The organism is Blautia massiliensis (ex Durand et al. 2017), assembly GCF_001487165.1.
GTDB classification, from domain to species: Bacteria; Bacillota; Clostridia; order Lachnospirales; family Lachnospiraceae; genus Blautia_A; species Blautia_A fusiformis.
On the sequence record NZ_LN913006.1, the window covers coordinates 821,023 to 836,254 of the forward strand.

14 protein-coding genes are annotated in these 15,232 nt (G+C 45.9%); 13 read left to right on the top strand and 1 reads right to left on the bottom strand.

Annotated features, from left to right (window positions below):
* Window positions 1-11 precede the first annotated feature (11 nt).
* From BN3261_RS04740 to BN3261_RS04780, 9 genes are all read left to right on the top strand, one after another.
* Window positions 12-725 (top strand): 2Fe-2S iron-sulfur cluster-binding protein, encoded by a 714-nt coding sequence (locus BN3261_RS04740; protein WP_330383239.1) that lies wholly within the window; start codon window positions 12-14, stop codon window positions 723-725.
* 13 nt (window positions 726-738) lie between these two features.
* On the top strand, window positions 739-2,349 hold the full coding sequence (locus tag BN3261_RS04745; RefSeq protein WP_022426050.1) for an FAD-dependent oxidoreductase: 1,611 nt from the start codon (window positions 739-741) through the stop codon (window positions 2,347-2,349).
* Window positions 2,350-2,399: 50 nt separating this feature from the next.
* Window positions 2,400-3,242, top strand: coding sequence for a fumarate hydratase (locus BN3261_RS04750; RefSeq protein ID WP_059085578.1), 843 nt, complete (start codon window positions 2,400-2,402; stop codon window positions 3,240-3,242).
* Between the two features lies 1 nt (window position 3,243).
* Window positions 3,244-3,807, top strand: a complete 564-nt coding sequence (locus BN3261_RS04755) for a Fe-S-containing hydro-lyase (protein WP_022426051.1) — start codon at window positions 3,244-3,246, stop codon at window positions 3,805-3,807.
* A gap of 713 nt (window positions 3,808-4,520) precedes the next feature.
* Window positions 4,521-5,915, top strand: coding sequence for a magnesium transporter (gene mgtE / locus BN3261_RS04760; RefSeq protein ID WP_059085579.1), 1,395 nt, complete (start codon window positions 4,521-4,523; stop codon window positions 5,913-5,915).
* 248 nt (window positions 5,916-6,163) lie between these two features.
* Window positions 6,164-7,555, top strand: coding sequence for an alanine/glycine:cation symporter family protein (locus BN3261_RS04765; RefSeq protein WP_059085580.1), 1,392 nt, complete (start codon window positions 6,164-6,166; stop codon window positions 7,553-7,555).
* A gap of 135 nt (window positions 7,556-7,690) precedes the next feature.
* Entirely contained in the window at window positions 7,691-8,293 is a 603-nt protein-coding gene (gene thrH, locus BN3261_RS04770; RefSeq protein WP_059085581.1) for a bifunctional phosphoserine phosphatase/homoserine phosphotransferase ThrH, read from the top strand.
* A gap of 16 nt (window positions 8,294-8,309) precedes the next feature.
* The gene (locus tag BN3261_RS04775) at window positions 8,310-9,158 is read left to right on the top strand and encodes an alpha/beta hydrolase (protein ID WP_059085582.1); all 849 of its coding nucleotides are present in this window, start codon (window positions 8,310-8,312) and stop codon (window positions 9,156-9,158) included.
* A gap of 202 nt (window positions 9,159-9,360) precedes the next feature.
* On the top strand, window positions 9,361-10,467 hold the full coding sequence (locus BN3261_RS04780) for a DUF362 domain-containing protein (protein ID WP_059085583.1): 1,107 nt from the start codon (window positions 9,361-9,363) through the stop codon (window positions 10,465-10,467).
* Between the two features lie 599 nt (window positions 10,468-11,066).
* Here BN3261_RS04780 and BN3261_RS04785 read toward each other — a convergent pair.
* Window positions 11,067-11,654, bottom strand: a complete 588-nt coding sequence (locus BN3261_RS04785; RefSeq protein WP_059085584.1) for a cytidylate kinase-like family protein — start codon at window positions 11,652-11,654, stop codon at window positions 11,067-11,069.
* 310 nt (window positions 11,655-11,964) lie between these two features.
* On the opposite strand from BN3261_RS04785, the gene BN3261_RS18080 reads away from it, so the two are divergent.
* The 4 genes from BN3261_RS18080 (at window position 11,965) to BN3261_RS04800 (ending at window position 15,231) form a co-directional block, all read left to right on the top strand.
* A complete protein-coding gene (locus BN3261_RS18080; protein ID WP_256380160.1) occupies window positions 11,965-12,096 on the top strand; it encodes a hypothetical protein in 132 nt (43 codons plus the stop codon).
* A gap of 3 nt (window positions 12,097-12,099) precedes the next feature.
* Window positions 12,100-12,366, top strand: a complete 267-nt coding sequence (locus tag BN3261_RS04790; RefSeq protein ID WP_059085585.1) for a hypothetical protein — start codon at window positions 12,100-12,102, stop codon at window positions 12,364-12,366.
* 163 nt (window positions 12,367-12,529) lie between these two features.
* Entirely contained in the window at window positions 12,530-14,575 is a 2,046-nt protein-coding gene (locus BN3261_RS04795; protein WP_059085586.1) for a M28 family peptidase, read from the top strand.
* Window positions 14,576-14,595: 20 nt separating this feature from the next.
* Complete coding sequence (locus BN3261_RS04800) at window positions 14,596-15,231, top strand: GNAT family N-acetyltransferase (RefSeq protein WP_015524714.1); 636 nt, start codon at window positions 14,596-14,598, stop codon at window positions 15,229-15,231.
* Window position 15,232: the final 1 nt, after the last annotated feature.

Consider the following 15,232-nt stretch of genomic DNA (forward strand, 5'->3'; position numbering starts at 1 on the left):
GGCTGTTCCACATGGCGTACGATTTGGATAAAAGAAAGGACACCAACATGGAAAATAATATGGTAAACGTATATTTTTTCGGTAAAAAATACAGCGTTCCCGGTGATCTGACCATTATGACAGCTATGGAATATGCCGGTTATACATTAAAAAGAGGATGCGGCTGCAGACACGGATTCTGCGGTGCCTGTGCGACCATCTACAGGATCAAGGGACAGAATGAGCTGAAAACCTGTCTCGCCTGTCAGACACAGGTGCAGGAGGGAATGTATGTGGCAAGTATCCCGTTCTTCCCTACAGACAAGAGACTTTATAATATAGAAGATCTTAAGCCGAACCAGCAGGTAATGATGGAGCTTTATCCGGAGATCTACAGCTGCATCGGATGCAATGCCTGCACAAAGGCCTGTACACAGGACTTAAATGTCATGCAGTATATTGCATATGCTCAGAGAGGCGAGCTTGAAAAATGTGCAGAGGAATCCTTTGACTGCGTAAGCTGCGGCTGCTGTTCCGTAAGATGTCCGGCAGGAATTTCCCATCCGATGGTAGGCCTTCTGGCAAGACGTCTCACCGGAAAATATATTGCGCCGAAAAGCGAGCATCTGGAGAAACGTGTGGAAGAGATCCACGAGGGCAAATTTGACGATATGATCGAGAAGATCATGCAGAAGCCGATCACAGAGATGCAGGAACTTTACAACAGCAGAGAAATCGAGAAGTAGGAGGGCGTAAAACATGTATGCACCATATCCAGAAAATATGATGGAATCCATCAAAAAGGTAGAGGCTACAAGAGCGGAGCGTATGGCAACAGAGCCAAGACGTCTGAGTGCAGATGAGAAAGATGCTCTTCTCAAAAAATTCCATCCGGACTATAACCCGGATGCATTTGCAGAGATCAAGGTAGGACCGAACAAGGGACAGAAAGCACCACTGGAACTGACAAAAATGCTCCATTCAGAAAGCCGTCTGCTCAACGAAAAAATCGATCTTACAAAAATCGATTATGATGTAGATGTACTGATCATCGGCGGTGGCGGAGCAGGCTCTTCCTGTGCCATCGAGGCCCACAACGCAGGTGCCAACGTTATGATCGTTACAAAGCTCCGTATCGGTGATGCCAACACCATGATGGCAGAAGGCGGGATCCAGGCAGCAGATAAAGAAAATGATTCCCCGGTACAGCATTATCTGGACTGCTTTGGAGGCGGACATTTTGCAGCAAAACCGGAGCTGGTAAAAAGACTGGTAATGGAAGCCCCGGATGCGATCAAATGGCTCAACGACCTTGGTGTTGAGTTTGATAAAGCAGAAGACGGAACCATGGTCACTACACATGGCGGCGGTACCTCCAGAAAGAGAATGCATGCTGCAAAGGATTATTCCGGATCAGAGATCATGCGTACTATCCGTGATGAGGTCTTAAATCTTAAGATCCCGGTAGTGGAATTTACCTCCGCTGTAGAACTTCTGAAGGATGAAAAAGGTCAGACTGCCGGTGCAGTCCTTCTCAACATGGAAACCGGAGACTATTCCGTTGCAAGAGCAAAAACAGTTGTAATTGCAACCGGTGGTGCAGGAAGAATGCATTATCAGGGATTCCCGACCTCCAATCACTACGGAGCAACTGCTGACGGACTCGTACTTGGATACAGAGCAGGCGCTTCCCTTCTTTACCAGGATTCTATCCAGTATCATCCAACAGGTGCGATCTATCCGTCACAGATCCTTGGTGCCCTGGTAACAGAGAAGGTTCGTTCCGTTGGTGCACAGCTTGTAAATGCAAACGGAGAAGCTTATATTCATCCGCTGGAAACCCGTGACGTAAATGCTTCCGGTGTTATCCGCGAGTGTGAGGAAGGCCGTGGCGTTGAAGTTCCAGGTGGACGAAAAGGTGTATGGCTGGATACTCCGATGATCGAGATCCTGGGCGGTGAGGGAACTATCGAAAAGAGGATCCCTGCCATGTTCCGTATGTATATGAACTACGGCATTGATATGAGAAAAGTCCCGATCGTGATCTACCCGACCCTTCATTATCAGAACGGTGGTCTTGAGATCAACGGAGACGGCTTTACAAAAGAAATCCCGAACCTTCTGGTTGCAGGAGAGGCAGCAGGCGGAATCCACGGAAGAAACCGACTGATGGGCAACTCTCTTCTTGATGTAATTGTATTCGGACGAAATGCAGGTAAAAAAGCAGCTGCCAAATGCAAAGAGGTAGAGCTTGGCACCATGAATCTAGATCATATCAGAAAATATGAAGAGGAACTGAAAAATGCAGGAGTTGATACAGGAGACGTATCTCCTATGCTTCTGCCGAAATATGCCCGCCACGAACGTTAACAATATGTTATGATAATAAAAACATATGAGATAAGCGAAAGGAGTCTATTATGAGAGAAATCGAAGTAACCAGACTTACAGAGGTTATCGAAAAACTCTGTATCGAAGCCAATGAACATCTCCCGGAAGATGTGAAGGATGCTATCAAAACCTGCCGTGCCTGCGAGGACGGTGAGATCGCAAAAGGTGTCCTTGATAACATTATCGAGAATTTTGATATCGCAGACAGTGAGAATGTTCCGATCTGTCAGGATACCGGAATGGCATGCGTATTCCTTGAAATTGGTCAGGATGTCCACTTTACAGGCGGAGATTTAAATGATGCCATCAATGAAGGTGTACGCCGCGGATACGATAAAGGTTACCTGAGAAAATCCGTTGTCAAGGATCCGGTACGCCGTGGAAACACAGGTGATAATACACCGGCTATGATCTATACAGAGATCGTTCCTGGAGATCAGGTGAAAGTAACTGTAGGACCAAAAGGCTTCGGAAGCGAGAATATGAGCCAGATCCGTATGTTCAAGCCATCTGCAGGCCTTCAGGGAATCAAGGATTTCATTCTTGAGGCTGTAGAAACTGCAGGTCCGAACCCATGTCCGCCTATGGTAGTTGGTGTTGGTATCGGAGGAACTTTTGACAAATGTGCACTTCTTGCAAAGAAAGCGCTGATGCGTCCTCTGAATACAGAGAACCCGGATCCTTACTATGCAGATCTTGAGAAAGAGATGCTGGAGAAGATCAACAAGCTTGGTATCGGACCTCAGGGCTTTGGCGGAAAGACCACAGCTATCGGTCTGAACATTGAGACTATGCCTACTCATATCGCAGGTATGCCATGTGCAGTTAACATCAACTGCCATGTAACACGTCATAAAACGGAGGTGCTTTAATATGGAAAGAAGAAAGATCACACTGCCTCTGACAAGAGAGCTGGCAAGAACTCTCCATGCAGGCGACCAGGTTTTACTGACAGGAACTATCTATACATCCCGTGATGCAGGTCACAAGAGAATGTGCGAGGCCCTTGCAAAAGGAGAAAAGATTCCTTTTGACCCTACAGATGCTACCATTTACTATGTAGGTCCGACCCCGGCAAAACCAGGCGAAGTCATCGGCTCCGCAGGCCCTACAACCAGCGGCCGTATGGATGCCTATGCACCGACTATGATGTCCGTAGGCGCCAGAGGAATGATCGGAAAAGGTGCCCGCCTTCCGGAAGTCGTAGATGCAATGAAAAAATATGACGGCGTATATTTCGGAGCCATCGGCGGTGCAGGTGCACTTCTTGCAAAATGCATCAAAAAAGCAGAGCTTATCGCTTACGAAGACCTGGGCGCAGAAGCACTCCGCAAGCTTTATGTGGAAGACATGCCGCTTGTAGTCATCATTGACAGCGAGGGAAATAACCTCTACGAAGAGGGGCGTGCAGAGTACCTGAAAGACCACGCAGAATAATCTTTTGCTCTACAATATGATATTGTGATATATTTCAAAAAGGAATAAAAAGGATAAAAGTCCGACAGTAAATGCTGAAGATCCGTGCAGAAGCATTTGTTGTTGGACTTTTTAATTTGATCCTTTTTGAAAAAACATCATTGATACGATTAACGCAAATGCTGCTGCATAAACATCCACCTCTGTGAAGCATAAAATTTTACCCGGATTTACAATAAATTTAACCATAAATCCGGTTGACAAAACCCGGCCGGGAACGTTATAATGGCCGGGTTGATAAAAAAATTTAAGAAAAAAGGCAGGTGAACAGAATGGACAGTTGTGATTCTCATGGGCGAAGTTGTAGCTCTCAGAGTGAAAGATGGAAAGAACAGAGCGAGATGAGACTGTTCCATTCTGTTTTAAGTGTACAGAATATCTGTGAGAATATTATGTCTGTATATCAGAAGGATATATTTGACAGGATGTATCGGTGCCATCAGAATCTGTACGATATTATTACATTATAATTGTAGCAGGATTATAATAGATATCTTTTTCATTCTTCTCATTCTGAGAATCTTACAGTAAGGCGATCATGTATAAATTCATTTCGCTTTATACTCAAATCCCAAGGAAACACAATCGAAAATCAAACAGCACATAGACATGCTTTAACATGTCTGTTTTTGGTGTGCGTGTTTTGTGCGAAACTATGTGAGGAGGATGAGAAAATGACAAAAAGAAATCAGGATTTTTCAAAAGATATTCTGAGTCTGATCCGAAGCAGTGTTTCTCCGGCAGTTTTAAGTGAAAGGCTGCAGGATTTCCACGAAAACGATCTGGCGGAAGTATTAAGAGAATTAAGCACTGCGGAGCGCAGCAGACTATACCGTATCCTGGAAAGCAGTATGTTGGCAGATGTTTTTGAATATCTGGAGGAAGAAGAAACTGTACAATATCTGGAAGAGATGGATGTAAAAAAAGCGGCAGCCATTCTTTCCAAAATGGAAACCGATGCCCTGGCAGATGTTTTAAAGCAGATCGATAAAGAAAAACGCAAGCTTCTGATCCAGCTTCTGGATGAACAGGTGCGGAAAGATATTGAAATGATCCGCTCCTTTGATGAGGATGAGATCGGAAGCAGAATGACAATGAACTGCATTGTGATCCGTGAAAACCTGACCGTAAAGCAGGCCATGAGTGAGCTGGTTTCCCAGGCGGCAGATAATGATAATATTTCTACGATCTTTGCAGTGACGGACAGAGGGGAGTTTTATGGAGCCCTGGATCTGAAGGATCTGATCACAGCAAGACAGGACCACCCTATGGAAGAGCTGATCGTAACTTCCTATCCATATGTGTATGGTACTGAGCAGATCGACGACTGTATGGAACGGCTGAAGGATTATTCTGAAGATTCCATTCCTGTACTGGACGATGACAATCGTTTCCTTGGAGTGATCACATCCGCAGGGATCATCGATCTGGTAGACGATGAGATGGGAGAGGATTATGCAAAGCTGGCTGGTCTGACTGCAGAGGAAGATCTGAAAGAACCTCTTTTTGAAAGCATGAAAAAAAGAATGCCCTGGCTGATCGTTCTTCTGGGCCTTGGTATGGTGGTATCTTCTGTTGTGGGAATGTTTGAAAAAGTAGTTACCTGTCTGCCGATCATCATGTGCTTTCAGTCTCTGATCCTGGATATGGCAGGAAATGTTGGAACCCAGTCCCTGGCTGTAACCATCCGTGTGCTGATGGATGAGACGCTGACGGGCAGACAGAAAGCAGAGCTTGTGCTGAAGGAAATGCGGATCGGTCTTTGCAACGGTGGTCTGCTCGGTATTCTGTCTTTTGTACTGATCGGATTGTATATTTTCTTATTCAAAGGAAAAACACTCGTATTTGCCTATGCGGTATCCGGCTGTATCGGATTATCCCTGCTGGTGGCCATGCTGGTATCTAGTGCAGTGGGAACCTGCATACCGCTGTTTTTCAAAAAGGTTGGTGTGGACCCGGCAGTAGCCTCGGGTCCTCTGATCACTACGGTGAATGACCTTGTAGCCGTGATAACATACTATGGAATGAGCTGGATATTCCTGATCGAGATGTTCCACCTGGCTGGCTGAGAGTAAAATGCAGCTATGCTCATAAAAATAGACAGATATCAGAAATCTGTCGAATAACAGAAAAGTTACCAATACAAAAAAATTCCGGATCGAAAGATTCGGGATTTTTCTTTACATACAAACAGAAAGCTATTATAATGAAAGACACGCTTTGCCCGTTTAAAACGTTGCAGAAATAAATACAAACAACGGGCAGAAAAAGAGAACAAAACGATCACATGGGGTGATTGGGGAAAGGAAACAGTAACATGATAGTAACAATGATCGAAAAGGTCTATACATTTCTGTGGGGAGATTTGATAAAGATCCCGCTTCCGGGAGGAAGTACGCTGGGAATCTCACTTCTGATCCTGCTTCTGATTCCGACCGGTATCTATTTTACCATCAGGACAAAGCTTCTGCCGATCCGTCTTTTTCCGGATATGGTACGAGCCCTGTCAGAAAAGAAAAGTGACAAAAATAATCTTTCAGCATTTCAGACGCTGATCGTGTCTACAGCTACCCGTGTGGGAATGGGAAACCTGGTCGGTGTGGTAGCTGCGATCTCGGCAGGAGGTGCAGGAGCGGTATTCTGGATGTGGATCACGGCGCTGATCGGTTCCTCCACTGCTTTTATCGAAGCAACCCTGGCACAGCTCTATAAAGAAAAGGATCCTCTTTATGGTGGCTACAGGGGCGGTCCTGCCTACTATATCCATCGCTACTGGGAAGAAAAACAGGGCAGAAAACGAAAAAAGGTTCTGCTTTCCGTTCTGTTTGCCATTTCCGGCCTGATCTGCTGGTGTGGAATCAGTCAGGTTATCAGCAATTCCGTCACGGCGTCTTTCAAAAATGCTTTTGATATTCCGCCGCTGTATACTACCATCGTGCTGGTAGTGATCGCAGCTGTGATCGTGCTTCGGAAGAATGCAACGGTTAAAGTTCTGGATCTTCTGGTGCCGGTGATGGCAGTGCTTTATTTTGTGATCACGCTGTTTATTATATTTACAAATCTTGGAAGTATGCCGGGAGTATTTAAACGGATTTTTGAAGAAGCTTTCGGATTTCGTCAGGCTGTTGCCGGCGGATTTGGCGTCGTGCTGATGAACGGAGTAAAAAGAGGCCTTTTTTCCAATGAGGCGGGAAGCGGCTCCGCTCCCTGTGCAGCAGCGGCAGCAGAATGTGACAGTCCGGTAAAAGCCGGATTTGTCCAGGCCCTGGGTGTATTTGTGGATACGATCGTGATCTGCAGCTGTACAGCTATGATCATGCTTCTGGCCCCGGAAGATCTGGTACAGGGGCTTTCCGGAATGGAACTTCTTCAGACTGCCATGCATTATCATATGGGGCAGTTTGGAGTGATCTTTATTGCTGCAACACTGTTTATGTTCAGCTTTTCCACATTCCTGGGAATCCTGTTTTATGCAAGAGGCAATGTGGCCTATCTTTTCGGTGATAACTGGGGTTCACAGACAGGATATAAGGTGCTGGCACTGGTGATGCTGTTTATCGGTGGGATCGCGGCTTACACATTTGTATGGGATCTGGGAGATGTAGGAATCGGCCTGATGACGATCTTTAATATTTTCATGCTGTATCCTCTTGGGGAAAAAGCACTGAAAGAGCTGAAGATCTATGAATCGGAAAAGAAGAAAAAATAAAACTGTTTACAGACCTTGAGAGCATATGGTAATATCAGGGTAAAGCGCTAAAAGATTAAAGAGTTCTGACAGCCGGAAGGAGTCAGACTCTGTGAAATATCAACGGTAAGTTGGATCAAGAGGAGGATATGAAAGATGTATATTACATGTCTGGACGTAGAAGGTGTACTGGTACCGGAGATCTGGATCGCATTTGCAGAGGCAAGCGGAATCCCGGAGCTCAAGAGAACAACCCGTGATGAGCCGGATTATGATAAGCTGATGAATTGGAGACTTGGAATTCTGAAAGAACATGGTCTGGGACTGAAAGAGATCCAGGAGACTATTGCAAAGATCGATCCCCTTCCGGGAGCAAAGGAATTTCTGGATGAGCTGAGATCTTTTTCCCAGGTGATACTGATCAGTGATACCTTTACACAGTTTGCAACTCCGCTGATGGAGAAGCTTGGACGGCCGACACTTTTCTGTAATTCCCTGGAAGTAGCAGAGAACGGAGAGATCACAGGCTTTAAGATGCGCTGTGAGAAATCCAAGCTGACAACTGTGAAGGCACTGCAGTCCATGGGATTTGAGACTATCGCAAGCGGAGATTCCTACAATGATCTCGGAATGATCCAGGCAAGCAAAGCAGGATTCCTTTTCCGCAGTACAGAACAGATCCGTGCAGATCATCCGGAAATTCTGGCTTACGAAGAGTACGATGAACTTCTTGTAGCGATCAGAGAAGCAATGAAATGAAGAAGGGAAAACCGGAATGATCAACGATAGAATTGTGATCGAAGAAAAAACAAAGGACTATAATGAGGCATGGATAGAGACCTATTTCTGGCAGGAGTCGGAAGAACTCTATCCGGGGCAGAAGCGTCCGGTCATAGTGATCTGTCCGGGCGGAGCTTATGGCATGACTTCAGACAGAGAGGCAGAAGCCATTGCTGTCCGGTTTATGGGAATGGGCTATCACGCAGTGGTGCTTCGTTACAGTGTGGCACCTGCCAGATATCCGGTGGCCCTCCGTCAGCTGGCAAAAACAGTAGCTCTTCTCAGAGAGAACAGCGATAAGTGGCATATTGAAAAGAATAAGATCATTGTGTCCGGTTTTTCGGCAGGAGGCCATCTGGCAGCTTCTCTGGGAGTATTCTGGAATACGGAGGAGCTTGCAGGGATCACGGGAATGGAAAACGAGAGGATCCGTCCCAATGGCATGATCCTGAATTATCCGGTGATCACTTCAGGGGAAGTTGGTCATGAAGAAAGCTTTCGAAATCTTCTGGGAGATCGTTATGAGGAGCTGAAAGATCGGATGTCTCTGGAATTTCAGGTTACGGAAGATACACCCAGAACCTTTATCTGGCATACCTTTGAGGATCAGACGGTGCTGCTGGATAATACACTTCTCTTTGTTCAGGCACTCTATAAAAAGGGCATTCCAGTGGAGTATCATGTTTTTCCGCAGGGACCCCATGGGATCGGCCTGGCAAATGAGCTGACTGCCAACGAAAACGGCAGAGGGATCGCAAGAGCCTGTGAACCATGGAGTGAGCTTGCAGGAAAATGGCTGAACCGAGAATTCCCATGGTGGAACGGGGCAAAGATCGAAAGATAATACGAGACTGCTGTGTCGGATAAAATATCCTTTTTATCGGGAAACCGGTAGAGAGGGTATTTTTTATGATTGTGATGCTTGTGATGAATGCTGTATTTGTCGGCTGTTTTGTCTGGCTTATCTGATGATAAAAGCTTTGCAGGGCTTTGGTGTGGATCTGGATCAACATTCACATTGCAGAAAGAAAGGAATTTTGATAATTATGGATAAAAATCAGATTTTTATTACCAGTGGTACGGAATATAAAAGAATGACAAAGGAGCTTCTGGAAAAAGCGGATCTTCAGTCCCATATCGGGGACAGAAAGAAAAAGATCGGGATCAAGCCGAATCTGGTTTCTCCTTCAGAGGCTTCTTGGGGTGCAACGACTCATCCGGAAGTGGTTGCAGGAATTATCGAGTATCTGAAGGAGCATGGCTTCCGGGATATGGTGATGCTGGAGGGATCCTGGGTAGGAGATAAGACAAGGGAGGCTTTTGAGACCTGTGGCTTTGACAGGCTTGAGGAAGAGTATCAGGTGCCGTTCTGGGATATGCAGAAGGATAAGGGTATTTCTGTGGACTGCGGCGGAATGGAGCTGAATGTCTGTGAGCGGGTAAAGGAGCTTGATTTTCTGATCAATGTGCCGGTTCTGAAAGGCCATTGTCAGACAAAAATCACCTGTGCCCTTAAGAATATGAAGGGGTTGATTCCAAATAAGGAAAAGAGACGGTTTCATTCTCTGGGGCTTCATAAACCCATTGCTCATCTGAATATGGGGATACAGCAGGACTTTATTGTTGTGGATAATATCTGCGGGGATCTGGATTTTGAAGATGGCGGAAATCCTGTTGTGATGAACCGGGTGATGGCTGCCTGTGATCCGGTTCTTGTGGATGCATATGTGTGTCAGATGATGCATTATGAGGTAGCTGAGGTTCCTTATGTGAAGCTGGCAGGTGAGCTTGGAGTGGGCTGTTCAGATATTTCAAAAGCAGATGTCAGATTTCTGGAGGATGGTGCGGATCAGAGGATGCCGGTATCCAGAAAGGTTGTGGAGCTTGCAGATGCCGTGGAGGAGGTGGAATCCTGCAGTGCCTGCTACGGGTATCTGATCCCGGCATTGGAGATGCTGAAGGAAGAGGGGCTTTTTGAGAAGCTGGATGAAAAGATCTGCATCGGGCAGGGGTATCGTGGTAAGACGGGAGTGCTTGGTGTGGGACACTGTACCTGTAAGTTTCAGAATTATGTGGAGGGGTGTCCGCCGTTGGAGGGGGATATATATGAGTTTTTGAAAGAGTATATTGGTGAACGGACGCCGGGGAAGTGACAGTCCTCCGGGCCGGACTCCGTCGGGGGATGCTGCTAAGGTTCCGTGAGCCGGCTAAAACCATTGCGGAAGGGTCCAGAACTCGCCTTCGGCTCAAACAGCTGGGCCCTTCCGCAATAACGCCGTCTCCCGCAACCTAACCATCATCACCCCTTCTCCGTAGCAGCCCGGAGGACTGTCACTTCCCCGGCTGACGTTTCAGCCGGAGAGGTAGAAGCGGACGCGTGGTGTCCTGTCCTTACGTTTTGATGAGTTGAGCGTCCGCAGTTGGAGGTGTGGGAAGAATAGCGTCTGGTCAATAAATATTTTGGTGTTGCTCAATGTGTTGGAATGGTGGGAAGGATACGTCTTCTTGTTGAAAGGTGTTATGCCGATGAGATTGGCACAGCCTGGCGCTTTAAACAAACGCAGAATCCATCACCCTGTCAACAACGTAACATAATCAAAACGTACGGTTCATAGCGGGGCCTGAGGGAAGGGGTGCAGGGGAGGGGAAACGGCCTTTCGCAACTACGAGTGCTTCCCCTCCCTTGCGGTTTCACTTACGCTTCCAAAGCGTAAAAACATTTTTCAGAAAAAATTTTCAGAAAAAAAGAATCCTAAAGACATCTCTTTACAATCTCAATAATCTGCTCCATAGAAAACCGGCTGCTGTCAATACAGAGATCATACTGTGTCATATCCAGCCATTTGCTGTCTGTAAAGTATTCATAGTAAGCCTTTCTCTCTTTATCCATTTTTTTGACCAGCTTCCGTGCGCTGGCTTCTTCTCTGCCGGTACGGCGTATCACATTCTGAATTCTTTCCTCAAAAGGTGCATGGATAAAAAGTTTAAGTGATTTATCCTTCAGGATATTGGTCGCACAGCGGCCGACAATTACGCAGTCCTCTCTCTGCGGAAGGGACAGGATGATCTTTCTCTGGAGATCATAGAGCACATCGTTCATTGGTACAAAAGAGAAATTATCTGTAAACTGTAGCTCACTGTCAACGGGAAATACCCACTGACTGGCTTTTTTCTCGTCTACCTTTGCCAGGGTGTCGAAGGGGATATTGTTTTTCTTGGCAGCCATGTCGATCAGTTCTTTATCATAAAAACCGATGTCCAGGTTTTCAGCCAGAGTCTTGCCGATAAGGCGTCCGTTGCTTCCAAACATACGATTGATGGTGATAATACGTTTTGCCATAAAGATACCTCCTTTATTTCGGACCGAAAGCAGGAATATCTGATTTTCGGTAGTTTTTCTTACTTCTTTTATAACATATTTCGGTAAGAAATACCAGAAAATAATATATAATTTTTAAAATAATATTTAATATATACAAAAATGATAGCAACAGACAGAAAATATAATTGATTATTTGCATTTGTATATGAAAAATATCATACCTTTTTCACCGGGTTTTCACAGATCACACAAAGTCTTTATGCATTTTTCTTTTAAAGTATTTTTAAAACAGAGAGAACATACACAGCATATTTTGAGGTTAAGGAAAATGAAACGACGGCGTAAAAGGCTTATGGTGATCATCCCGGTGGCGGCTGTCTGCGTGGCAGGTGCGGGAACTGTGGGATATTTTAAAGTGGCGCATACGAAGCCGGCGCAGAAAACAGCAGCGAAAACGTAATCGGTGGAGGCGAAAAAAGGGAACCTTTCCAAGACAATTGTGGGTACCGGTAATCTGGATCTGGCAGAAAATGCGTTTACAGAGCTCCTGATGGAACGCTTTGAGCAGGACGAAGACGCTTTTTCCATTGTGGATCAGTCAGAGATCATGGAAGCCATGTCCGGTGTCACCAACACCATGTCTCTGATGATCGATGTGCTTTTGGGTCTGTATCCGGCTAACAAGGCAGCATCCAGGAAGCCTATTGATGCGCTTCGGTATTCCGGCTAAAAAGAAATTATAATAACGTGATTTGTGAGATGGATTTTTTGTCAGAACAAATCGCGTTTTTTTATCTGGAAATCCGCACATTGATAAGGTATAATCTATAACAGTTAGAGGAATATCTCTGCCGGGAGGACGGAACTGCCGGCAGGGAACTGCCGAGAAAGGGATGACAGTAAATTTGAACATCGTGGAGAAATGTGTTTCATGCCTGAATATAAAAGAATCTTATGATCTGGCCAGGCGCATGGAACAGGAAAAAACAAATCCGGTTCTGGGATACCGTACAGCAGGCTCCCTGGCAGAGCGAAAAACCGGAGATATGCTTTTGGAAGAAATGAAAAAAGCCGGTCTCACACAGGTAGAAAAAGATAAGATCCGTGTGGATGCATGGGAATTTAAAAAAGCGGTGATGCGCTGCCATGACAGAGAGGGAACCTGCCGGGAGATCCAGCTTGGCGCATATCAGACGGATTTTAAGACCAATGGCTTTCAGAGGTTTGATCTTGTATATCTTGGAAAGGGTACAGCCGACGAATATAAGGATATCGATGTGAAAGGAAAGCTGGTTCTTATCGAGATCAATCAGAGAGAAGAATGGTGGATCAACTACCCGGTGTATCAGGCACACCTGAAGGGTGCAGCAGCTCTGATTGCCGTACAGAGCAGAGGATACGCACAGATCGATGATACGGCTTTGAATGCACAGGATATCGCAGGACCTTCCTGTGCGCCTGCATTTTCCATGTCACGGACAGATTTTCTTATGATCCGTCAGCTGATGGAGGAAAAAAATGAGAATGGGAATCGTGTTCCGGAGCTTTCCGTGGAATTTGATGCGGACACAGAGGTGATCAAAGACCAGTATACCTACAATATCGTTGGCAAAATCCCGGGAACCGATTCGGATTCCATGATCCTGTTAAGTGCTCACTATGATTCCTATTTTGAGGGATTTCAGGACGATAATGCGGCAGTGGCCATGATCATTGGAATTGCCAGGGCGCTGCTCCGTGGTGGCTATAAACCTCGCCATACTATTGTGGTATGTGCTCTTGCAGCAGAAGAATGGGGGATTTCCGACACAAAATATGACTGGTCCACAGGTGCTTACCGCCAGGTATTTGAGGCGAGACCGGAGTGGCAGGGGCACGTGATCGCAGATCTGAATTTTGAGCTTCCGGCTCATGCACACAGTACCAGAGATGCAGTACGATGTACCTATGAGTATGCGGATTTTGTGCGCAGCTTCGTGGATACTGTGCAGATGCCGGAGGGGATTTATCCGGAGGGCATGACCACGTTGTATCCCATTGAAACCTGGTCTGATGATTTTACCATGGCTATTTCCGGGATCCCGTCCATGGTCAATGATTTCAGCGGTGGTCCCTTTATGGAAAATTATTATCATTCCCAATACGATAACCAGGATGTTTATGAGGAAGAGGTATACAGATTCCATCATGAATTTTATCTGAAACTTCTTCTGGCTATTGACAGCCTTGCTCTGCCGCCAATGGATTTCGGGCGGGTACTGGACCAAAGTATTAAGACCTTGGATACGGATCTGTGTATGCAGACCGGCGCCGACAGTACACTCCTTCTGAAAAAAACAGAAGAGGCAAAAAAAGCGGCTGCCATCCTTGCAAAGCAGGTACGGCGCTTCAACAGCCTTCCGGAAGAAAAACGTGACTGGAAAAAAGCTGATGCCATTACCGAAAAGCTTCTCGGTGTATTCCGGAAATCCCAGGATTATCTGGTACGTCTGGACTGGGATGACAATGTGATCTTTCCGCAGCAGGCAGTGCAGAACAATCTTTATGCACTGAAGAAAGCGATGGGATATCTGGAAAAAGGAGAGATCGCACCTGCGCTGGAGGCTTTTTACAGTATTGACAACAACTGTTATGCCTTTCAGTTTGAGCGGGAAGTCTTTTATCATTTTACGGAATATATCTTGAAGCAGTCCCCGGATCGCCTGATGTGGGGAAAGGGCAGGATCATCCACCATGAGAACCTTTATGATCTTGTGGAAAGGCTGAAGGAAAAGAAGCCGGGTGACAGTCTGGAGGCGGAAAAGCAGAGCCTCAAGGAAGCCTGGGAAAGACAGAAGCGTTATTATGCGGATGATATTGAATATCTGATCCGTGCAGTGGAAAAGCTCAGGAATCTGATCTGCGAGGTCAGTGATATGTTTGAAAAAGGAACAGAATAAAACCATATCTGGAGGAAAGAATGGAAAGCCATAATTTATACCGAGTGAAAGAAGAAGATCTGGATAAGCTGATCCGGATATTGACCGTATGTTTTTCGGAGGATCCTCTGTATCATGCATTGATCCCGGACAGGGATACCAGAGAACGGCTGATGCCGGAGCTTTTTACCTGTGATCTTACGGAGTTTTTTGAGACCTGCGAGATCTATGCAGACAGCAGTGAGCTGAACAGTATCCTGGTAGTATCCGACGGAACGGAGCATGAAGCAGCCTTACATAATCTGATGGTGGATTTTTTTGCCCTTCTGAAAACAGATGGCTATCTGATCAAAGAGGATCCAAGTCTTGCGACCCTGCGGAAATTCATCCAGGGAAAAGACTATCTGAATTCCAGCTGGACTTCCCAGCTTCATACAGCAGAAAGGCTTCATGTGATCTATCTGGCAGTGGCGCCGAAGATGCAGCATCACGGTCTTGCTGAAAAGCTGATGGATGAGGTGATCGATTATGCGGACAGGCATAAGCTGATGATCTCTCTGGAAACCCATAATCCGGCAAATGTTTCCATGTATGAGAAATTCGGATTTAAATTATACGGCATTGTACAGAAAAAAGGATTTGATCTGAAGCAGTACTGCATGATCAAACAGGCATAGG